Annotated in this window: 16 protein-coding genes; 11 read left to right on the top strand and 5 right to left on the bottom strand. The window is 43.7% G+C overall.

Translation table 11 applies throughout. The features are described from left to right. Positions 1 to 63: 63 nt before the first annotated feature. Entirely contained in the window at positions 64 to 372 is a 309-nt protein-coding gene (locus FLAVO9R_RS09005; RefSeq protein ID WP_159530623.1) for an isoamylase early set domain-containing protein, read from the bottom strand. Between the two features lie 361 nt (positions 373 to 733). Here FLAVO9R_RS09005 and FLAVO9R_RS09000 point away from each other — a divergent pair, with 361 nt between their 5' ends. The 3 genes from FLAVO9R_RS09000 to FLAVO9R_RS08990 all read left to right on the top strand — a co-directional run bounded on the left by FLAVO9R_RS09000 (position 734) and on the right by FLAVO9R_RS08990 (position 5,711). Continuing rightward, entirely contained in the window at positions 734 to 1,990 is a 1,257-nt protein-coding gene (locus FLAVO9R_RS09000; protein WP_159530621.1) for an efflux RND transporter periplasmic adaptor subunit, read from the top strand. Continuing rightward, positions 1,990 to 5,139 (top strand): efflux RND transporter permease subunit, encoded by a 3,150-nt coding sequence (locus FLAVO9R_RS08995; RefSeq protein WP_159530619.1) that lies wholly within the window; start codon positions 1,990 to 1,992, stop codon positions 5,137 to 5,139. Before FLAVO9R_RS09000 ends, FLAVO9R_RS08995 begins: the two co-directional genes overlap by 1 nt. A gap of 146 nt (positions 5,140 to 5,285) precedes the next feature. Then, positions 5,286 to 5,711, top strand: a complete 426-nt coding sequence (locus FLAVO9R_RS08990) for a hypothetical protein (RefSeq protein ID WP_159530618.1) — start codon at positions 5,286 to 5,288, stop codon at positions 5,709 to 5,711. Between the two features lie 296 nt (positions 5,712 to 6,007). Here the strand turns inward: FLAVO9R_RS08990 and FLAVO9R_RS08985 are convergent, their stop codons facing one another. Both FLAVO9R_RS08985 and FLAVO9R_RS08980 read right to left on the bottom strand, forming a co-directional pair. Continuing rightward, a complete protein-coding gene (locus FLAVO9R_RS08985; protein WP_159530616.1) occupies positions 6,008 to 8,254 on the bottom strand; it encodes a TonB-dependent receptor in 2,247 nt (748 codons plus the stop codon). A 122-nt stretch (positions 8,255 to 8,376) separates the two neighbouring features. Then, positions 8,377 to 9,366 carry a GlxA family transcriptional regulator gene (locus FLAVO9R_RS08980; protein WP_159530614.1) on the bottom strand — a complete coding sequence of 330 codons (990 nt, stop codon included), beginning with the start codon at positions 9,364 to 9,366 and terminating at the stop codon, positions 8,377 to 8,379. A gap of 138 nt (positions 9,367 to 9,504) precedes the next feature. Between FLAVO9R_RS08980 and FLAVO9R_RS08975 the strand changes: the two genes are divergently transcribed. The 4 genes from FLAVO9R_RS08975 to FLAVO9R_RS08960 all read left to right on the top strand — a co-directional run bounded on the left by FLAVO9R_RS08975 (position 9,505) and on the right by FLAVO9R_RS08960 (position 13,457). After that, complete coding sequence (locus FLAVO9R_RS08975) at positions 9,505 to 11,307, top strand: acyl-CoA dehydrogenase (protein ID WP_159530612.1); 1,803 nt, start codon at positions 9,505 to 9,507, stop codon at positions 11,305 to 11,307. A 75-nt stretch (positions 11,308 to 11,382) separates the two neighbouring features. Then, complete coding sequence (locus FLAVO9R_RS08970; protein WP_159530610.1) at positions 11,383 to 12,147, top strand: SDR family NAD(P)-dependent oxidoreductase; 765 nt, start codon at positions 11,383 to 11,385, stop codon at positions 12,145 to 12,147. 77 nt (positions 12,148 to 12,224) lie between these two features. Next, entirely contained in the window at positions 12,225 to 12,986 is a 762-nt protein-coding gene (locus FLAVO9R_RS08965) for an SDR family oxidoreductase (protein ID WP_159530608.1), read from the top strand. 21 nt (positions 12,987 to 13,007) lie between these two features. Beyond that, on the top strand, positions 13,008 to 13,457 hold the full coding sequence (locus FLAVO9R_RS08960; protein WP_013784278.1) for a YaiI/YqxD family protein: 450 nt from the start codon (positions 13,008 to 13,010) through the stop codon (positions 13,455 to 13,457). 158 nt (positions 13,458 to 13,615) lie between these two features. Here FLAVO9R_RS08960 and FLAVO9R_RS08955 read toward each other — a convergent pair whose 3' ends face one another. Then, a complete protein-coding gene (locus FLAVO9R_RS08955; protein ID WP_159530606.1) occupies positions 13,616 to 14,806 on the bottom strand; it encodes an amino acid aminotransferase in 1,191 nt (396 codons plus the stop codon). A gap of 209 nt (positions 14,807 to 15,015) precedes the next feature. After that, positions 15,016 to 15,780 carry an NRDE family protein gene (locus FLAVO9R_RS08950; RefSeq protein WP_159530604.1) on the bottom strand — a complete coding sequence of 255 codons (765 nt, stop codon included), beginning with the start codon at positions 15,778 to 15,780 and terminating at the stop codon, positions 15,016 to 15,018. A 129-nt stretch (positions 15,781 to 15,909) separates the two neighbouring features. Between FLAVO9R_RS08950 and FLAVO9R_RS08945 the strand changes: the two genes are divergently transcribed. From FLAVO9R_RS08945 to FLAVO9R_RS08930, 4 genes are all read left to right on the top strand, one after another. Next, positions 15,910 to 16,515, top strand: coding sequence for a 1-acyl-sn-glycerol-3-phosphate acyltransferase (locus FLAVO9R_RS08945; RefSeq protein WP_159530602.1), 606 nt, complete (start codon positions 15,910 to 15,912; stop codon positions 16,513 to 16,515). A 19-nt stretch (positions 16,516 to 16,534) separates the two neighbouring features. After that, on the top strand, positions 16,535 to 17,788 hold the full coding sequence (locus FLAVO9R_RS08940) for a cystathionine gamma-synthase family protein (protein ID WP_159530600.1): 1,254 nt from the start codon (positions 16,535 to 16,537) through the stop codon (positions 17,786 to 17,788). Positions 17,789 to 18,171: 383 nt separating this feature from the next. After that, positions 18,172 to 18,780, top strand: a complete 609-nt coding sequence (locus FLAVO9R_RS08935; protein WP_159530598.1) for an FMN-dependent NADH-azoreductase — start codon at positions 18,172 to 18,174, stop codon at positions 18,778 to 18,780. Between the two features lie 237 nt (positions 18,781 to 19,017). After that, entirely contained in the window at positions 19,018 to 21,555 is a 2,538-nt protein-coding gene (locus FLAVO9R_RS08930) for a S9 family peptidase (RefSeq protein WP_159530596.1), read from the top strand. Positions 21,556 to 21,663 lie beyond the last annotated feature (108 nt).

Here is a 21,663-nt window from a genome sequence, read left to right as displayed (position 1 = left end):
CTTTTGAAAGCAGCCTTTTTTAATGCTCGCAGTCACCGTTAGAAACCGCAGGCGAGGGGAGTGTTAAACACGAACCACAGAATTATCTTCGCTTCCTATGGTAGAGGGTAGATATGCATCTGCGGCCCAATCGTTTTCCCACAAATCACCATCGAGTAAATAGCGAAATTGGTACTCATGGTCGGTTTCTAGATTGATAGTCAGCGTAAAATCGCCGCTCTTTAGTTTTTTCATCGACAGAGGTTGCTTGTCCCATTCGGTAAAGTCACCCACTAAGCTAGCCTCATCGGCATTTTTTGCTTCTTCAGCTGAAAGGCGGAATGTTACTTTACAAACGGGTTTAGATTTCAGGTATTGCTTTTTTAGGCTCATGACAGGTCATCCCTTTTAGCGTAACAAATTCGTTGTTGCATCGATAAGTGCAACTTTTCCTGCGAGTGTGCAGGTGTTTAAATAATCAACGATTATTACTCATTTAGCAATCTTACATTTAAATTCTGTGCGGATTTTTTTATATTACGGTGAGTAGCGCAATAATGAGTTAAATAATTCACAATTTTTAACAAACGAAGACAAGCGCTTCACGTCGAAACACATTACACTAGAACCAATAAAAAAATAATAAATCACGTATAGCTTTAACCCTTTGTTCGCCAGACAAATTTCACTTATACAGGTAGGTGAGCCTCGCTTCATCGGTTAAACTTTAGTACTACGTTTTATAGGGAAAATAATGAAAAACTCCATCTGGATAAAAAGCGGTATTCCTCTTATCATCATACTGGTCGCGTTTGTAATTGCGGCAATTATGATTTCCTCACGTAAGCCGCCAGAGCAAATTCCCGTTGAAACGCAAGCTTTCCTTGTTGATGCCAAATCAATGAGTTACGAACCTGTCAGCTTCGTGGTCGATTCTCAGGGCAACGTAGTACCTCGTAATAAAACATCGCTTAGCGCACAAGTCAGTGGGCGAGTAGTTAGTTTGTCCGATAAATTCATTGTTGGGGGCATGTTCAAAAAAGGGGATGTGCTAATTACGCTTGAACAAGATGACTACCGCACTGAAGTGAAGCTTGCCGAAGCTGAACTAGCTCAAGCACATGCTGCGCTTGAAGAAGAACTCGCAAGAGGGAAAGTAGCAGAACAAGAATGGCGTTCAGTAAGCAGTGTTGTGCCGCCTGAACTTGGCTTGCGTAAGCCTCAATTAGCCAAAGAGCAAGCGAATGTTAAAGCCTCAGAAGCAAAACTAGAGCGTGCCAAGCGTAACCTTGAGCGTACCAAAATTAGAGCCCCATACAATGGCATAGTGGTTGAGCGAAACATCGATTTAGGTCAATTTATTTCAGCAGGCGCCACAGTAAGCACCGTTTACTCAACTGACACCGCCGAGGTACGTTTACCTATAACCGATAAAGACTTGATGTTTGTAAATATTGGTAACCAATCTAACCATCAATCTGATGTCACATTAAACGCGACGGTAGGCGGTAAAAATAGAACTTGGACTGGTAAGTTAGTTCGTTCTGAAGGTATTTTGGATTCAGGCAGCCGCGTACTTTATGCTGTGGTTGAAGTTAAAGACCCTTATCAATTTAATGGTGGTGACAATGCGCCACTTCGCTTCGGCCAATTCGTTCAGGCCGAAATTGTGTCTCATCAAAAGCAAAACTTAACCGTGCTGCCGCGCTCGATATTGCGCCTTGATAACACAGTGCTAACCGTTAACGATAACCGCGAGATTGAAATTGTACCGGTAGACGTAGTACGTACCACAGCAGAACAAGCTTTCATTGGTGGCGGCTTAAACAGTGGCGCGCTGGTAGTAACCAGTGCGGTTCCGAATCCCTACAATGGCATGAAAGTAAGACTGCCAGGTGATGAGCTTGCTATGCCACCAGAAGCAGAGAACGATAAAGAGGAAGACACTCAATCAGTAGGCGTTAAAGAAGATGCTACTGAAAGCAGCCCTGCTTCTTCTGGGGGTAACTAATGAGTCAAATTGATACGCAAAAAGGGTTAATTGCTTGGTTTGCGCGCAACAATGTTGCGGCAAACTTGTTGATGTGGCTGCTAATAGTTGGCGGGCTATTTGGTGCTTTTAGTATACAAAAACAAGTTTTCCCTAGTTTTGAAATAGATATCATCAACGTTCGCGTGCCGTATTTAGGTGCTGCGCCTCAAGAAGTAGAAGAGGGCGTGATCCTAAAAATAGAAGAGTCGATTAAAAATCTAGAAGGGATTAAACAAGTTACCTCTACCGCGGTAGAGGGGATGGGTACGGTCAGTATTCAAGTTGAAGAAGATTACGACATTCAATCTTTACTCGATGAAGTGAAGGTGCAAGTTGATGCTATCCCTCTTTTTCCAGCCGATACAGAAAAGCCGGTTATCTATCGTCAAAAAATTCAGCAAGACGTTATTTGGATATCTGTGTTTGGCGATGCTAGCGAACGTGAACTAAAAGAGTTTGCTAAAGATATTCGTGATGATGTCGCCAATCTTCCAGGTATTTCAAGCGTGCAAGTTGTTGGGGCTAGAGACTACGAAATATCGGTTGAATTGTCTGAGGTAGACCTACAAAAATACAACCTGACCTTTGCAGATGCGGTCAGTCGTTTAAGTCAGTCGAGTATTGATTTACCTGGTGGGTCTATTCGCACAGAAAATGGCGACATTCTGCTTAGAACGAAAGGGCAGGCTTACACTGGCTGGGATTTCTCTCAAATAGTGTTAGTCACCAATGCCGACGGTACCCGAGTTACGTTAGGCGATGTTGCTTACATTAATGATGGCTTTATTGAAAACAACCAATATGCATTATTCGATGGAAAACCAGCGGTTAGCCTTCGCGTGCAAGCGGTGGGTGATCAAAATGCATTAGAAATATCCGAACAAGTCAACGGCTACATCGATGAGAAAAAGAAGGATTTTCCAGCCCATATTTCCGCTGACACATGGGGAGATAGTTCGTTTTATCTAGCGGATAGATTGAACATGATGCTTGAAAATATGTTCTTTGGTGGCCTGTTGGTGTTCTTAGTACTGTCGTTGTTCTTGAGAATAAAGCTCGCGTTTTGGGTTATCGTTGGCCTGCCGGTTTGTTTTCTAGGTACGTTGTTAGTTATGCCTATTGATATGCTTGGTGTGTCTATCAATATGCTGAGTTTATTTGCCTTTATTCTTGTGCTTGGAATAGTGGTGGACGATGCCATTATTATGGGGGAGTCGGCCTATTCCGAAATTGATCAAAAAGGGCACAGTACCGAAAATGTGATTGCAGGCGTTAAGAAAGTGGCTATGCCTGCCACCTTTGGTGTACTTACTACCATAGCGGCATTCTCACCTATGTTAATGGTATCTGGGCCCTTTGGCGTCATTTGGAAAACCATCGGGCTTGTGGTGATCATTTGCTTAGTGTTTTCACTTATTGAATCGAAGCTTATTCTCCCTGCACATTTAGTGCATATGAAACTAAAACCTTACGACCCAGCTAAGGCCAACAAACTGCAAAAGTTTAGAGACTTTTTTAGTGAAGGTATTAAGCGCTTTATTCACAATGTTTACGCACCATTTTTAGAAAAGACAATACGCAATCGTTACACCACGGTATCGGTCTTTTTAGCCATGCTAATTCTGACTATTGGCTTATTTGGCGGCGGCATTGTTCGATTTGTTTTCTTCCCCAGTATTCCTAGCGACTTCATGTTTGCAAGTTTCGAACTAGAGCCAGGCTCTTCGCTAAAACAGCGAGACGAAGTGCTTACTGCGTTACGTGAAGGCATGATGCGTATGGATGAAAAAGTACGTGGCGATACCGGTGAAGGCGTAATTAAACACTCCATGGCATTTGATAACGGTGACTTGGGTGGGGAGGTATTTGCCGAACTGACCAAAGGTGAAACTCGTACCATGGCCGATTATGAAATTCATCAGCTGTGGCGCGATGAAATGTCTGAAATTCCAGGTGTTAAGACATTCAGTATTGGCGCTCCGGGTGGCCCTGGTGGTGGTGCTGATCTCAGCTTCGAATTTAGCTCTGGTGATATTGCGTCTTTAAGAGCCGTAAGTGATGAATTAAAAAGTATCTTGTCAGGCTACGACGGCGTAACCGATATTAATGATACGTTCTCAGGTGGTAGTGAAGAGATTCAATTAGCATTGAAACCTCAAGCCGACGCATTAGGTATTACGCTACAACAACTAGGGCAGCAAGTGCGTTTTGGCTTTTACGGCGCAGAAGTTCAGCGTATTCAACGTGACGATGAAGAAATAAAAGTCATGGTGCGTTACCCAAGAGCAGAACGTAGTTCTATTGAACACTTAGAAAATATGCGTATTCGTGCGCCTAACGGCCAAGAGATACCTTTCCAGCAAGTGGCTAGCTTTACCGTGGGCGAAGGCTTCGATTCTATCATTCGTGTAGATGGCAGCCGCTCTGTTACTGTCACCGCCGTAGTTGACAAGGCGTTGATGGATCCGTCTGAAATTACAGGTGAGGTTATCGAATCTGTTATGCCTGATTTGTTAGCACGCTATCCTAAAGTGGATTTCCAGTTACAAGGAAATGCAAAAGAACAAGCTGATGCAATGATGAGTTTGGCGCAGGGCTTATTATTTGCCTTATTTGCGATTTACGCGCTATTGGCTATACCCCTTAAATCTTACAGCCAACCGTTTATCATCATGTCAGTCATACCATTTGGTGTGGTAGGCGCTATTATTGGGCACTTAGTATTAGGTATGGCGGTAAGTGTACTGTCGATTTGTGGCATTATTGCGTTATCCGGTGTAGTGGTTAACGACAGCTTGATTATGGTGGACTTTGTTAACCGAGCACGCCAAGAAGGCCATTCATTAATGCGCGCAGCAATTAGCGCAGGTACCCAGCGTTTCCGCGCAATTATATTAACGTCGTTAACCACCTTTATGGGGCTAATGCCAATTGTATTTGAGCGAAGCCTACAGGCCCAAATTGTTATTCCTATGGCAATTTCATTGGCCTTCGGTATTTTGTTTGCCACGATTATTACCTTACTACTAGTACCTGCCTTGTACCTCATATTAAATGACATTAAAAATGTATTTAAAGGTAGAAAGCATACTGAGTCTGTTGGTTCGGCATCGATAGAGCAGCACTAACACGGGTTAATGAACAGAAAAACTCCCGCCTAGTTCGTTAATCGGATTATAAAAACACCGCATTGGTTTGCCAATGCGGTGTTTTTGTTTGCATTTTGTACGATTAGCTATATACTGTATGAATAAACAGTGAATAGGTGAACGCGATGACTACAGGTGTTAAAGCAGTTGATCAACTTATTGAAAAGTTCGGAATATTATCTTCGCCAGGGCAAAATCAGTTCCAGCGCTTAACGCATTTATTTGGTGGTGACAAACGGGCTGACTCGTTGCCTTTTTGTATGTATCAAAAAGTCATGGGCGCGCCTGTGTCTCGTCGATTTACTGTCCACCACTTTTATCTGCCCTACAAAAACTGCAAGTTAGCCAGTTTCATGTTTAATGAAAAAGGCGAATTAATAGAGCAGGTTTATTTTACCAAGATGTCTCGGATGGTGAATGTTTGCCGCAAGTTGCAGCGTATTCTCTTGGAAGAAAAGGACCTGCGTGAAAATGCATCCCAAGGAATGCTGCAGCAGGGAAAGCGTCAGAAGGACAGGGAATGGGCGCAGACGGAGCAATTTGCGGCCTAATCACTTGTGTAGCTGCAGTGTAGAGCTATGGCATGAATGCATTAAGGCAAGTGTCACTGAGTCACTAGCAACGACCAAACGTGCTAACGGGCAAGGGCAAACTGCAGAAATAAAAGCTAAAGCTAAAAGGTAAAAGCCCAAAGGCATAGGCTCAAAATAGAGAATAAAAAAGCGAAGGGTCGTTAAAACGACACCTTCGCTTTTTTGTGTTTATCACTCTTAAATGCAGTGCTTGATAAGGCCAAGAATAAAAGTGCAGATCAGATCTGCACTTTTAACCTAAATCAAAATAGTGCTTAGTAGTAAGAATACTTCACTTCAACACCAAGAATACGTGGCTCGTTCACAATACCGGTAAGGTTTGCGAAGTCGATTGCACCTTTAACGTTATCTTCATCGGTAATGTTACGACCAAACAAGGCTACTGTGTAGTTATGTTCGAAGTTTTCGTAACCAATACGTAAACCGCCTTCAAAGTTGTCATCAGTCGTAAATTCAACCGCTTCGTAAAGGAAGAGGTTAGTTTCGCCTTGGAAAGCCCAATCAGTGAAGATAAAGAATTCGCCGTCGTCACCCATTGGTACTGTGTAACGTGCGGTAAAGTTAAAGATTGATTCTGGCGCTTGAGGGAATGGGTTACCATCAATTGATGCTGAGAAGCCATCGGCGCGAGGATCTAATACTGTGCAGTAACCTGTGAAGTCTGCATCAGCACTTGTACCACAAGGTGCAACAGTTAATGTATCGTCTTTAATTTCTGTGTGGTTATAACTATAACCAGCAGTGAAAGTAAGTTCGTCTGTCGCTAGCCATTGGGCATCAACTTCAAACCCGTAGGCTTCCCCTTTGTCGGCATTTACCAGTGCCGTAAAGTTGTTACCACCACCAATGGCGGAGAACTGCATGTCGTCTACTGTATAGTAGAAAGCAGCAGCATTTAAGCGCAAAGTATCATCTAGCAAGTCAGACTTAACGCCTACTTCAAATGAGTTAATGGTTTCTGCTTCAGCTACAGAAGGAGATCCTTCAAAGGCTACATCGCGGCCTTGAATGGTTTGCGCGCGAAAGCCGTTAGCATATCGAGCAAATACTGACATATCGTCAGTAACACGATAGTTGGCGCTAAGCTCATAGCTCATTTGACCGTCGTCTACGTGAATATCATCATATTCTTGTACGCCAGCAAAACCGATAAGTACCGCGAAGCCATCAACGTTTTGTTCACCAACAATAAGCGATTTGTCATCGTGAGTGTAGCGAAGGCCGCCAGTAATGTTTAGCTTCTCGTTAACTTGGTAAGAAGTCTGTCCAAACAATGCCCATGTTTTGTTGTCATGGAATACGGTTGTTGCACCGAAGAAGCCATCAACACTGGTTACATTGAAAGACGCGTCATAATAGAACGCACCTACCTGCCAGTTCATAGCATCTGTTGTGTTGCTTGAAAGGCGGAATTCTTGAGTGTATTGCTCTAGGTCGTTTAACTTATCTTGGGTAACGAAGTTTTGGCTCGCAATGCTATCACCGTCTACGTCACCTAAGCTGTAACCGTCAGCCGTTTCTATTGCAGAAATAGACGTGAAGGTTACGTCATCCATGTCGTATTCAAGTTTTAATGAAGTACCAAAACCGTCATATTCTTGAGGGTTGTTATCAGCACCTGTGCCTAATAGGTCACTGTCATAGCTTACGGTGTCACGATCATAACTGGCATTTAGGCCATTTTCGCCTTTATTGAAAACGTTGCCACGGAAGATAGAGGCTGTGCCTTCTAATTCACGGCCGTGTACATTTAACAATGCAGAGAAGTCGTCAGACGGTTCCCAAAGAAGCTGTAAGCGGTATGCTTTCTCGTCAAAGCCACCAAGCGCATCTTTTTGGCCTGTTGCAGCATTGTCGATGTAATCATCACGCTCTTGTGAAAGTACAGACAAGCGTGCAGATAGCTCGTCAGTTAAACCGCCGCCTACTGCGCCTTCAAAGTTCATAGTACCGTAAGAACCAAAACCGGCTTTAGCGTAACCTTCTAAATCTTGTGTAGGTTTTACGGTATCGAACTTAATGATACCTGCTGTAGTGTTGCGGCCAAACAAGGTGCCTTGTGGGCCACGTAATACTTCAACTTGTTGCACATCAAAAAGTGGGAAGCTTTTCAGTACCACATTTTCCATTACCACTTCATCCATGATAATAGAAACAGGCTGTGAGGCGGCTAAATCGAAGTCAGTGTTACCTAGGCCACGAATATAGAAACGTGGCGCTACGCGACCGTTTGACGATTCAGCGTAAAGCCCAGGCACTCGAACGGCCAATGCAAGAATGTCTTCACCACCTGAAAACAAGCTTTCAAATTTTTCACCACTTAGGGTCGCTACAGAAATAGGTACTTCCTGAATTGACTGGGTACGTTTTTGCGCTGTTACGGTAATTTGTTCAAGAGCAGTTTCTTTTTTTTGTATTGTTTCTGCTTCTTGAGCAAGGATTGAAGTACTGAACGCTGCACTAACTGCAAGCGCCAAAGAGGCTAGTTTATGTGTTCTCATGTGTCCACCAAGAGTTTTGAATTATACTTTTGTAGTGTTTTTCGGTACAGAAAAAGCGGTCTGTACGCGGCGTAGCATTTTACACAAACTAGGTAATAAAAACTTATCATTGTTGTAAATATTTATTTTCTTATGAACTTGGCGCGGTATTGTGAAGGCGATAAACCGGTATTCTTTTTGAAAAGCCGAGTGAAAGAACTAAGGTCTTCGTAGCCCACACTATTTACAATTGATTCAAGCGGAGACAAAGACGTTTCTAAAATTTTTCGCGCTTGTTCTAATCGTAAACCTTGAAGATATTGAATAGGCGTTATTGCGCAGGCTTGCTTGAAACGCCTTATTAATGTGCGTTCAGTCATATTGTGTTCGTGGGCAACATGTTTCAGGGTGAGACGTTTCGTAAAGTGATTTTCTAAGTAATTTTGTACTGCTAACACATCTTTATCTTGGTGAAATTTATGCTGGCGACTGCTTGCATACACGGTTTGATTCGGCCTGGAAAAATCGAGTACGTGTGACTTGGCAGTATCGCTTGCCACTTGATGACCGCAATAACGTTCTATAAGCAAAATAGCCAAATCTATCCACGCCATGCCGCCACCTGCACAAAAAATAGCATCTTGTTCAGTTACCATCTTTTCAGACTGCAAATTAACATTGGGATAATTAGAGCGAAACTTATCGGCATAGCCCCAATGGGTAGTGGCAACTTTGTTATCAAGTAATCCTGATTCTGCTAACAAGAAAGTCCCTGTGCAATTACCCGCAATATCCGCCCCTTGTTTTTGCAGCCGTTTAATATGTACAAGTTGATTCGCGTTTTCTTGTAAAACGGTATCAATATCGCCGCCAATCGTGGGGATCAGCAAGATATGGGTTTCAATGACATCTTCAATAGCAATGTTAGGGGTTAGCAGTAACTGGTTAGTACAGTGAAAAGGTTTACCGTGAAAACTCGCCAGCTGAACTTTGAATTTAGGCGTGGTGGGTTGGTTATGAATGCGCTGCCAACTGATGCCTGCAAACGCGAAAACATCGAGTGCGCCGGTAATGGCAGAAGCCAGTGCTTGATCAAACCCTAATACGGTCACGACGAAAGGTGGTTTATTCATAAAAATAATACGGTTTATTAAATACGATAACTAACAGTGATTGTTGGCGTAAATGGCCATGATTGTGTCATAAATGACAATAATGGCATGATAACGAATATGACACAATGCATTAACAATTTGCTCATGGACTTTATTATGGCTGACCAACTTATTCCCCGCCGGGAAATGCAATTCCAACTTTACGAAGTTTTAAACACACAATCACTGTGTGAAAAGGCCCGTTTTGAGGAACATAATGTAGAAACGTTTAATGCCGTTATTGATATGGCAGAAAAAATGGCTGAAGAGCTGTTTCTACCTCACAACGCTATCGCCGATAAAAATGAGCCTACTTTTGATGGCAAAAAAGTCACCATGATAGATGAGGTTAAAAAAGCCTTTGATACCTATCGTGAGTCGGGCTTTATTGCAGGTCACTTCGATTATGACGATGGCGGAATGCAATTACCCGTTACCATCATGAATGCGTGTGCAGGTTACTTCTTAGCGGCAAACCCTTCCACCACAGCGTATCCTTTTCTTACTGCTGCTGCTGCAAATGTGGTTAAGCATTTTGCTAACGAAGAAACCAAGCAAGCCTTTTTACCTAAAATGCTAACAGGTGACTTTACCGGCACTATGGCATTAACTGAGCCTCATGCCGGATCTGGGTTAGCAGATATTCGTACATCGGCGACCCTTCATGAAGATGGTACATATCGGGTGAAGGGCAGTAAGCTTTATATCTCTGCTGGCGAACACGAATTATCAGACAACATTGTTCACTTGGTATTAGCGAAAATTCCTGGCGGCCCAGCGGGTGTAAAAGGTATTTCGTTATTTGTTGTTCCTAAATACCGTTTAGATGAAAACGGAAACCCTGGCCCTCGTAACGACGTAACCCTAGCTGGGCTTATACATAAGATGGGTTATCGCGGGACGACCTCTACCGCACTTACCTTTGGTGAGAACGGTGACTGTCATGGTTATCTCGTGGGTGAGCCGCACCAAGGCTTGCGTTATATGTTCATGATGATGAACGAGGCGCGTATTGGTGTGGGTTACGGTGCAGCCATGATTGGTTATCGCGGCTATCGCTATTCACTTGAGTATGCCAAAGATCGCACCCAAGGGCGTGCCGCACCAAAGCTAGCACCAGAAGATGAAGCAACACCAATTATTAACCATGGTGATGTGCGTCGCATGTTGTTAGCGCAAAAATCTTATTGTGAAGGTGGCATGGCACTGTGTTTATATGGCAGCACCTTAATTGATGCGTTAGAGACGGAAGAAGACACCGCAAAACGCACCGAAATTTCCCAGTTACTTGAGCTACTCACCCCTGTATTTAAAGCGTGGCCTTCAGAATTTGGCCCCAAAGCTAACGACTTAGCCATTCAAATTCTTGGTGGCGCAGGTTATACCCGTGAATACCCTGTAGAACAGTGTTGGCGGGATAACCGTTTGAACCCTATTCACGAAGGAACAAACGGTATTCAAGCCTTGGATTTAATAGGCCGTAAATTGTGGCAAAGCGAAGGCAAAGGGCTTCAAGTATTAATGGCCCGTGTATCTGGCGACATGAAAGCGGCTACAACACCACGAGCCCAAGCACTAGCGGCGAAACTTAAACCTTACCTTGACCAACTAGGCGGGCTTATTCAACAAGCGGCGGGTGATCTACGTTCAGATAAACAAGCTGTACTGCTTACCAACGCAAGTTGCTTTTTGAATATCTTCTCTGCCTGTGTAGTCAGTTGGATTTGGTTACGCCAAGCGAATGTGGCAGAGCAAGCACTGGTTGAAGGGGCGGGTGGTCAAGACGGCGATTTCTACGAAGGTAAAATGGCAGCCGCTGAATACTTCCTAAATTGGGAATTACCGCTAGTGAAACGTGATATAGAAGTCATTACGTCTCAAGAACCAACCTGTGAAAATGTGAAAGCCAGTTATTTTTAATAACGGCTTAAAGGGCATAACAATGACATACCAACAACGGCAAATTGCGTTAATAATTAAGGCGGAGCAATAACAATGGTGGCATCAAACGTAGAAGGGAAACATATCCTTATCACCGGTGGCGGTTCAGGTATTGGCGCGGCCTCGGCCAAAACCTTATGTGAGCGTGGAGCATTGGTCGGTGTTGCTGATTTAAATATGGATGCTGCTGAAGCCTTAGTACATGAGCTCAAAGAAGAGGGCGGTAATGCCTATGCGGTAAAAGTAGATGTTACCGAGCCTACAGAAGTGAATGCCATGTTTGAAGCGGCGTTTTCAGAGCAAGCTAAGCTAGACGTAATTATCAATAATGCGGGTATAGACCATTTCCCAGCGCCCCTTACTGAAGTAGACGATGCTATGTTCATGAAGAACATTCAGGTGAATCTAGCGGGCGTGTGGTATTGCATGAAGAATGCGCTTAAACATATGGCCGTAAATGGTGGCGGTCATATTATTAATATTGCGTCGGTAGCGGGCTTACGCTCCGCGCCTATGATCAGTGCATACAGTGCATCTAAACACGGTGTTATTGGCCTAACTAAATCGGCGGCGGTGGAATATGCCCGTGCGAATATTCGTATTAATGCGGTGTGCCCCAGCTTTGTTGACACACCGATGGTGCAGGGCGTGTTGTCTAAATTAGACGAACGTGGGCAAAAAGCCATGGTGGGGGCAAACCCCATGAAGCGTTTAGGCAAACCTGAAGAAATAGCGAATGCGATAGCATGGTTGTGTAGTGATGAGTCTTCATTCATGACAGGGCAATCGGTTGTACTTGATGGCGGCATGTTGGCCTAATCACCCAATTCCTTGCGTTTGATAAAAGTTCTTGCGTTTAATAAAAAGCGCGACAGATTTAAAAAGGGAAAACTATTATGAAAAATTTATTCGATTTAACCGGCAAAGTTGCTCTAGTAACAGGTGCTAGCCGAGGTATTGGTGAATCAATCGCCCGTCTGTTGGCGCAATATGGCGCACACGTTATTGTGTCTAGCCGTAAAATTGATGGCTGTGAAGCAGTAGCCTCTTCAATTCGTGATGCAGGTGGTAAAGCGACAGCGCTTGCCTGTCATGTTGGCGATATGGAGCAAATTACCGCTGCATTTGCGGCGATTAAGAGCGACTTCGGTAAGTTAGATATACTAGTGAACAATGCCGCAGCTAACCCGTACTTTGGTCATATCCTAGATACAGATTTAGGCGCTTACGACAAAACAGTAGACGTGAACATTCGTGGCTACTTCTTTATGTCTATTGAAGCGGGCAAAATGATGAAAGAGCAGGGCGGTGGCGTCATTCTTAACACGGCTTCAGTGAATGGTGTAACACCGGGCGATATGCAGGGTATTTACTCTATTACGAAAGCGGCGGTTATTAGTATGACGAAATCATTCGCGAAAGAATGTGGAAGCTTAAATATCCGTGTTAACGCCTTACTACCTGGTTTAACCGATACCAAATTTGCCTCTGCACTAACTTCAAATGATCAAATTTTGAAGCACGCGTTAAAAGTGATCCCACTAGGCCGTGTTGCCGACCCGGATGAAATGGCGGGTACGGTATTGTACTTAGTGTCTGACGCATCTAGCTACACCACAGGCACGACAGTGGTAGTTGATGGTGGTATGCTAGCGTAAAAACGCTAACGAGATTTTACCATGCATATATGGGTTGACGCAGATGCGTGTCCCAGTGTAATTAAAGACATACTTTTCAAGGCAGCCCGACGTACCGGCCTGCCTTTGTCTTTAGTTGCTAATCATTCTATGTCTGTTCCACCAGATAAACACATTACGTTAACTATCGTGCCTTCTGGCTTTGATGCCGCAGATGATTATATTGTTGAAAAGATAGAAGCCGGTGATTTGGTGATAACCGGCGATATTCCTTTGGCTGCCGATATTCTGGCCAAGAACGCCAAAGCCATGAATACCCGGGGCGATGAGTATGACAAATCATCCATTCGCGCTGCGCTCACTATGCGAGATTTTATGGATACCATGCGTTCAAGCGGTGAACACACGGGTGGCCCTAAAGCGTTTTCTCAGCGAGATAAACAGAATTTCGCTAATGCGTTAGATAGGATGATTACCGCAGGCACGCGTTAGTGTGCACTATTTAAAAAGAGATAGTACTAGCGGGATTGCCCACAAGAGATAGCCAAGCGACTGATACAAACAAAAAGGGCTGCGTTTTCACGCAGCCCTTTTTTATGTGTAACTAAAAACCGAGTATTTATCGTACTGAGATTTACAGTACCACGTGCTTAAAGTACCGAGACTAAGGCTTTCGCTAATGTTTCAACGTTCTCTGTGTTGATACCCGCAATGTTCACGCGGCTTGAGTCAACGAAGTAAACACTGTGCTTTTCGCGCACTTCACGCACTTGCTGCGGTGTAATACACAAGAACGAGAACATGCCTTTTTGATCGTTAACAAAGCTGAAGTCTTTTGGCGAACCATTGTCGTGAAGATTCTTAACTAGCATGGCACGTAGAGACTTCATGCGGTTACGCATTTCGTCTACTTCATTTACCCATTCTTGATTAAGCGCTTCATCAGACAGAATAATATCAACCAACGCACCGCCGTAGCTAGGTGGCATAGAGTAAATACCGCGAGCAATAGATTGAATTTGACCTTGTGCAATTTTACGCGTGGCCGTGTCAGCAGTAATGATAGCTGCAAGACCAACACGCTCACGGTATAAACCGAAGTTTTTAGAGCAAGACGCCGCAACAATCACTTCTGGTAGGTTTTCAACCAATAGACGAAGGCCATACGCATCTTCATCTAAGCCTTCACCAAAACCTAAATAAGCAACGTCAATAAAGGGGAGGAACTCACGCTCTTTAGCAACGGCCAATACTTCGTCCCACTGTGCATTAGTCAAATCTGCACCCGTTGGGTTGTGGCAGCAACCGTGAAGTAACACGATATCGCCTTTCTCAACACCACGAAGGGTATCCATCATGGCATCGAAGCGAATGCTAGCAGACGCTTTATCGAAGTACGGATAGGTTTCAATTTTAAGACCAGCCGATCCAATTAATGGAATGTGGTTAGCCCAGGTTGGGTCGCTTACCCATACTTTAGCGTTCTCGTTACAACGAACCAGTAATTCTGAAAGAATGCGAAGTGCACCACAACCACCCGGGGCTTGAACCGCGGCAACACGGTCAGCAAGCAATACAGGACTGCTCTTGCCTAATAGCAAAGTAAGCATGTTGTCGATATAACCTTGATTACCTTGTGGCGTAATATAGGTTTTGCTGGTTTCACGTTCTAACAACAGTTGTTGCGCTTTCGCTACGCTAGTAAGAATAGGGGTATTACCTTGCTCATCTTTATAAACACCGACACCTAAGTCGATTTTATGAGAATTAAGATCTTCACGATAAGCAGCTGACAAACCAAGAATTGGATCTGGGGCGAGTTGGGGTAATACTTCAAACACGATATGTCCTCGTTGCAATGCAAAAAATAGCAGGCACGCATTATGCCACCGATGGTAGAAAAAACGACCCTTTATAGTAGAAAATATGTCATTAAATCGGTATTTGTAGTGTAAAACGAAATACACATCACAAAAACCCGTCTCTGTTAATACACCTCATACTTGCTTTGATTTCCACCTTTATGCGTTACCGCCCGCTTAGGCAATGCTTAGTCGATAGTGAAATGTTGGTTACCCTCTACACCACCTTGTGTATTAAAAGTGCGTTCATACCAATGTATTCGCTGGTGGTTATCAACAAGAAGCAGGGTAGAAGTGCGTGTGCCATACTCTGGTGATTGGATAAAAATGGACGACAAACGTTTTTCCCATTCATACCCAATGCCTGTATTGGGGAGAGCGTTATCAGACGCTTTCGCTTCGTCTTTCAAAATAGCAAAAAGTGCCTCAGTGTCGAGCTTACTATTCTGTCTCACGTAGTCGGTTAACGACGCTATTCCTTTGGTGACTTTCGGCCAAGGTGTTGTTAAGTTCGCATTGGATAAACCATAGACACCTTGGGTTAACGTAGCGTGGGTGTCTTCGAAGTTGTTATAAACCGCCAGTGATTTCACATCGCCATAAACCAGATTATAGCCGTTATACTGGTGCCGGTTTGCGCGTAAAGCTTCAAGGTAAGTGGGCTGTTTAAGTACTTCATCTATAAGCCAGTCTGCGACTAAAGCGCCGCGAGAAATTGCATCGACTTTAATCGTTTCCGGAGCTCTTATATTGGTTAAAGCCGCTAGTTTTCCGTTACGCGTAACGCCCATCCAGGTGCCATTTGCTTGTAAGTCTCGGCCTGCAAGTACATGATGGTGATTTTCCCAGAAGCCAGATGCCGCGGTAGGTCTAGCGTGAAATTCATCTCTATTTGCCGCGATTACTAAGGGGAATTCCTGACTTTGGTCTACTGCAATAAACAATATGCACATATACAACTTAACTCGCTGACTGTGGTGAATAATGAACACTATTACAGTATTCAATATCACGTAAAGGTGGTGGATTGCTGCTAACTTTTTTATGCTTACCCGCTAAAACGTAGTAAGAGAATAACAAGAATGAAACAAACGATTCATCATCAGTTAGTGGGCAATAAGTTACCACGCAAATGGCCACATTGGCTAAGTGCCTGCGGCAGTTTTATATTAACTAAACGGGGGTGGCGCGTGGAAGGTGAGCTCATCAACGATAAAAAAGTGATATTGGCCGTAGCGCCACATACCTCGAACTGGGATTTTTTTATTGGCATACTGGTGGTGTTTGCATTGCGCATTAAGGTTAACTTTTTTGGTAAACACACCATTTTTACGCCCCCTTTAGGCTATATCGTTAGGAAACTTGGCGGCATACCCATTGAACGAAGTAAAGCTCATGGGGTGGTAAATAATATTGTACGGCAAATACAAGGCAGTGAAGAAGTGGTGTTAGCTTTGGCACCAGAAGGGACACGCAAGGGCGTATTTCCATGGAAAACCGGTTTTATGTACATAGCCAAAGAGGCCAATATTCCCATTCAGCTGCTAGGACTTGATTACGCCACAAAAACCGTTGTTCTTGGCCCAATAATTAACCAAATCGACAATATTGAAGAACAAATGCAAACTATTTATGCGTTTTATGCTAACGTTTGCGCCCATTATCCAAAAAACTGTATAACCAGCTAACGTAACGGAGCGTTCACCCGTGTCAAAACAGGGATTTACAACCCGGCAGGTTCACGCAGATCGTGTGCTCAATACTCCAGAGCATGGCGGCGTGCACACCAGCACTTCTAATTCTGTACTTTTCGAATTTTCTGATGCCCAAGGTATCATTGATGCTTTTCAGGGCAAGCGTGCAGCCCACGTATACTCTCGCTCATCCTCTCCGTCGGTTGCCGCATTACAAAATATGCTTAACGATCTTGAGGGCGGTTTAGGGGCGCTGTGCTTCTCAACGGGTATGTCTGCCATTAGTAGTACGTTGTTTTCTCTTTTAAAAGCTGGCGATCATCTTATTGTTAGCCAATACTTGTTTGGAAACACACGAAGCTTTTTCGATACTCTGGCCGACTATGGTGTACAAATTACCTTCGCTGATGTTACCGATATCCAGAACGTCAAAGAAGCATATTTACCCAATACGAAAGGGGTTTATACGGAAACGGTAGCTAACCCGGTGACCCAGGTTGCTGACTTACGTGCTATCGGTCAATATTGCGAAGAGCGTAATATTTTGTTTATGGTAGATAACACCATGACACCGCCTCCGCTTTTCTATGCTAAAGATCTGAAGGCGTCGTTAATATTTTGCTCACTGACTAAATATATTTCTGGTCATGGAAATGTGCTCGGTGGTGCAGTGATTGATACCGGCCTTTTCAATTGGAAAGGCTTTGGAAACATTAAAAGCGCTTACCAAGTTGCCGATGAAGCGCAATGGGGTTTAACCCAAATTAAGAAAAAAGGGTTACGGGATTTAGGCGCCACGCTGGCACCTCAGTCTGCGACAGCCATAGCGTTAGGTATAGAAACATTAAGCTTGCGCCTTGCTAGAGCGTGTGAGAATTCACAAAAACTTGCTATGTTTTTAGACAACCACCCCAAAGTAAAACACGTATTTTACCCTGGGCTGGCTAGTCACCCGCAGCACTTTATGGCAAGAGAGCAATTGAAAAGAGGCTATGGCGCTATTCTTAGCTTTAACCTTGTTGATGATATCGACCCTGTTCAATTTCTAAATGCCCTAGAGTTGGTCATTTGCGCCACGCACTTAGGTGATAATCGCACGTTGGCATTACCAGTGGCCCCAACAATTTACTTCGAAAATACGGCAGAAGAACGTGAAGCCATGGGGGTTTCCGATACCATGATAAGAATTTCGGTAGGTATTGAAGATACCGACGATCTTATTAATGATTTTTCTAAGGCTTTCGACCGCAAATACGCAGATAACTAAATTGTCGGCTTCATTGATTTAACGTTATTTTCACTTTTTGTTCGTCATCGGAGCAGTAACGAACAAAAAGTGATGGTAATATCGATTTTGCAAGAAGTAGCTAGATCCTTTTCATCGCATTAATTCTCTTAGTTGTGTTGTGGCAAACTCGATTGATTCTGGGTTAGCAATGAGAGGATCAGCTTCTTGCCCTCTCAATCCTCCCCTCAGATATGCTTTCACTAATATTCAGCTAAGAATCTCCACTAGAAAATTTTGCGCTAGCGTATTTTGTGGTATGGATCGTTCGTCATTTAAAATAGAACGTTAGGTGGGTTTTTTCCTAATATAGATTCGATTTATTTTCTCCTATTATTTACAGACTAACTAATAGGAGAAATATTATGACGTCTATTCTTGTTGTGTATTCAAGCCTCAATGGCGAAAACAGTCAATCAACTGAGCTTGCTGACTTCTACCTTCAATCACTAGAAGGCAGCGAAATATCGGTAACAAAAGTTGATGTTGCAAAACTAGCGTTGGCACATTTAACGAGTGAAGAAATGCAAGCGTGGATGACAGACACCAGCGAACGTTCTGCCTCTCAGAAAAGTTTGGCCGCGGTTTCCGACGATCTGGTTGCACAACTTCAAGCTGCAGACGAAATTGTGCTAGCGGTACCCATGTATAACTTCGGTATTCCTTCTTCGCTTAAAGCCTATTTCGATCGTGTCGCACGGGCGGGTATTACCTTTAAGTACACCGAAACAGGGCCGGTGGGTTTACTAGAAGGCAAACAAGCTAAAGTGTTTGCTAGTCGAGGCGGCCTCTACGAAGGCAGTGATTACGATACACAAACAGGCTATTTAACCCATTTTTTAAATTTCATTGGTATTACTGATGTAAAATTTGTTTACGCAGAAGGACTTAGCATGGGTGAAGACGGTGCTCACGAAAGTATCGCTAATGCGAAGGGTAAAATAATTGAACTAACCCCAAAAAGCGCTGACTAAATCTATGCAGTTAGCAAAACGCAATGAGTGCGTTTGAGCTAAAGTGTGTTCCAAGTTGAGTGTGCTTGATTGCCCCGCATATTATGCGGGGCTTTTTTATGCCGTGCTTTTTATGAAAAGCGTTATATTGAGTTTTTAATAGATTAAGTAAATTACACCTAGTGTTTACTGCCTATTAGTCAATCACACAATTCTTTGGGTATAATGCGAGCATAACTAAAAAATAAAGTCGTTAATATGCAGAAATTTTCTTCCCTTGTTTTAGCTTCTAGTATTACGCTTCTGCTTAGCGGATGCGCCAATACAGATCCAACTACTGAATTAAACGCTAAAAGAAGCTCCGCCCAAAGTGACACCCTTTCATCTAGAGCACCTAAAAGTAACCGTAATGAACCGATTGCTTCTTACACCCCTGATATTGAACCGGGCCCTGTACAGTACTCGCAAAACGGTGAGATTACCTTAAAGCAAATTATGGCAGATCCGCAATGGTTAGGCAGAGCCCCGACTAATATGGGGTGGTCAATTGATGGTAGTCACATTGTTTACGAAAGAGAACAAGCTAACAGCAAGCTAAAATATGTTTATATAGCAACTCTTGATGCGGCGGATAAAAGTGAAAAAGCACCGCTATCTCAATTACATCAATATAAATACGATGAGCGGGCAGAGCGCGAAGACGGCGTCATTGCCTACCGGTTTAAAGACAGCGTATATGTGCAACTTGCCAATGATGACGTTGTGCAACTTACCCGTGGTGGTATCTTTCTCTCATCGCTATCTTTTATGACTGATGGGCGTTTAATGGCATTGAGTGGCAACAGCGCCATTGCCATAGACCTAACGAACGGCAGCAGAGAAGAATTGGTAAGTTGGGCATTCAGCGATGAACCAGAACCAGTCGCTGCGCCAAAAGATTATATTGCCGAGCAGCAACAATCATTAATTCAATACATTGCTAAAAAGCGCAAAGATCGTGAAGCGAAAGCAAATGCGCAAGATACGCTTGCGGCAAATAACACCAGCATTGCACCCGATACTTTTTATTTCGATAAAACCCATAAACTGGTAGGCGTGAGTGTATCCCCGAAAGGGAATTTTGCGATTGTGGCGACCACGCCAGATACGCCTACTCGTGATGATAGGGACATTATGCCGCACTACATTCAGGAAGATAGCCGCATAGCGAGCAAGCCTGTACGTAGAAAAGTAGCTGACGCTGAACCCATTAATCATCAGCTTTGGCTCTTAGACTTAGCTAGCGGTGAAAAGTCATTATTAAATTATTTTAGCTTACCGGGCTATAACGATGATGTGTTAGCCGATGTAAAGACTGAAAATGCTGAAGCTAAAGGTGAGCGTTATGACGTGAACCGCTTACCAAGACCTATTACCTTATTATCTAGCTGGAACTGGCAAAAGCCGTCTATAAGCTGGCATAAAAACGGTGAGCAAGTTGCGGTAATGGTAGAGGCCTGGGACAACAAAGATCGCTGGATTGCCACGGTAGACTTGGATAACCAACGTTTAGTGAACCAACATCGCCTACATGATGATGCGTGGGTAAACTATCGTTTTAACAGCTTCGGTTGGTTTAATAACAGCGAAACCTTGTATTATCAGTCTGAACATTCAGGGTATGCACATCTTTATACGCAAGTACCTGGTCAAGCGCCAAAAGCATTAACCCAAGGTACATTCGTTACCGATAACCCAACGTTGTCTAACGATGACATGTGGATGTATTTTACCGCAAACAGTAAACATCCCGGTATTTTTGAAGTTTATCGTGTGAAGACTACCGGCGGTGAAGTAGAAGCGCTAACCAACCTCAACGGTATAACAGAGTATAAACTCAGTCCGGATAACGCCACATTAGTGTTAAGTCATGGCAAAGTGTCTCGTCCTCCAGAGCTTTATGTTAAAGCTGTAGATAGCAATGAAGCGGCTATGAAAATTACCGATACGGTAAGCGACGCGTTCACCGCTATGCCGTGGGCAGTGCCCAACGTGGTGGCCATTCCATCTAGTCACACAGATGCCCCTATTTATGCCCGCGTATACTTACCAAAAGACTATCAAGCAGGTAAGCCGCTTAAGGCAGTAGTCTTTAATCACGGTGCAGGTTATTTGCAAAATGCCCACCTAGGGTGGTCGTTGTATTTCAGAGAATACATGTTTAATAGCATGCTAGTGCAACAAGGGTATGTGGTACTTGATATGGACTACCGTGCCTCGGCGGGTTACGGGCGCGATTGGCGCACAGCTATTTACCGCAACATGGGGACACCTGAAGTACAAGATTTACGAGACGGTGTGAATTGGTTGGTAGAAAACGCCAATGTCGATCGCAACCGAATAGGCACGTATGGGGGCTCTTATGGCGGGTTCTTAACCTTTATGTCTATGTTTAACGCACCGGATCTTTTTGCAGCTGGCGCAGCGCTTCGCCCAGTAACAGATTGGGCGCACTATAACATTGGTTATACGTCAAACATCCTTAACACCCCAGATGTAGATCCTATTGCCTATGAGCGCAGTTCACCTATCTATTTTGCAGAAGGGCTAGAAAAACCACTGTTAATCAATGCACCCATGGTAGATGACAATGTGTTTTTTCACGACACGGTTCGACTAGTACAGCGCTTAATCGAGCTAGAAAAGGAAGACTTTGAAACGGCTATTTACCCTGTAGAGCCACATGGTTTCGTTCAACCAAGCTCTTGGTTAGATGAATACCGCCGAATCTATAAGTTATTCGAAGAGAATTTGTAGTTAGCTAAGGCCAGCTATTAAGATAAAAAAAACGCCCCTATATAGGGGCGTTTTTGTTTTAGTGGTAGTTAGTAAAGGAAACCGTATTGTCACGCTTAATTCAATTTC

The organism is Alteromonas sp. 38 (assembly GCF_902506055.1).
Classification (GTDB): domain Bacteria; phylum Pseudomonadota; class Gammaproteobacteria; order Enterobacterales; family Alteromonadaceae; genus Alteromonas; species Alteromonas lipotrueae.
The sequence above is the reverse complement of the archived record's forward strand: the minus strand, read 5'-3'. Positions and strand labels throughout refer to the sequence as shown.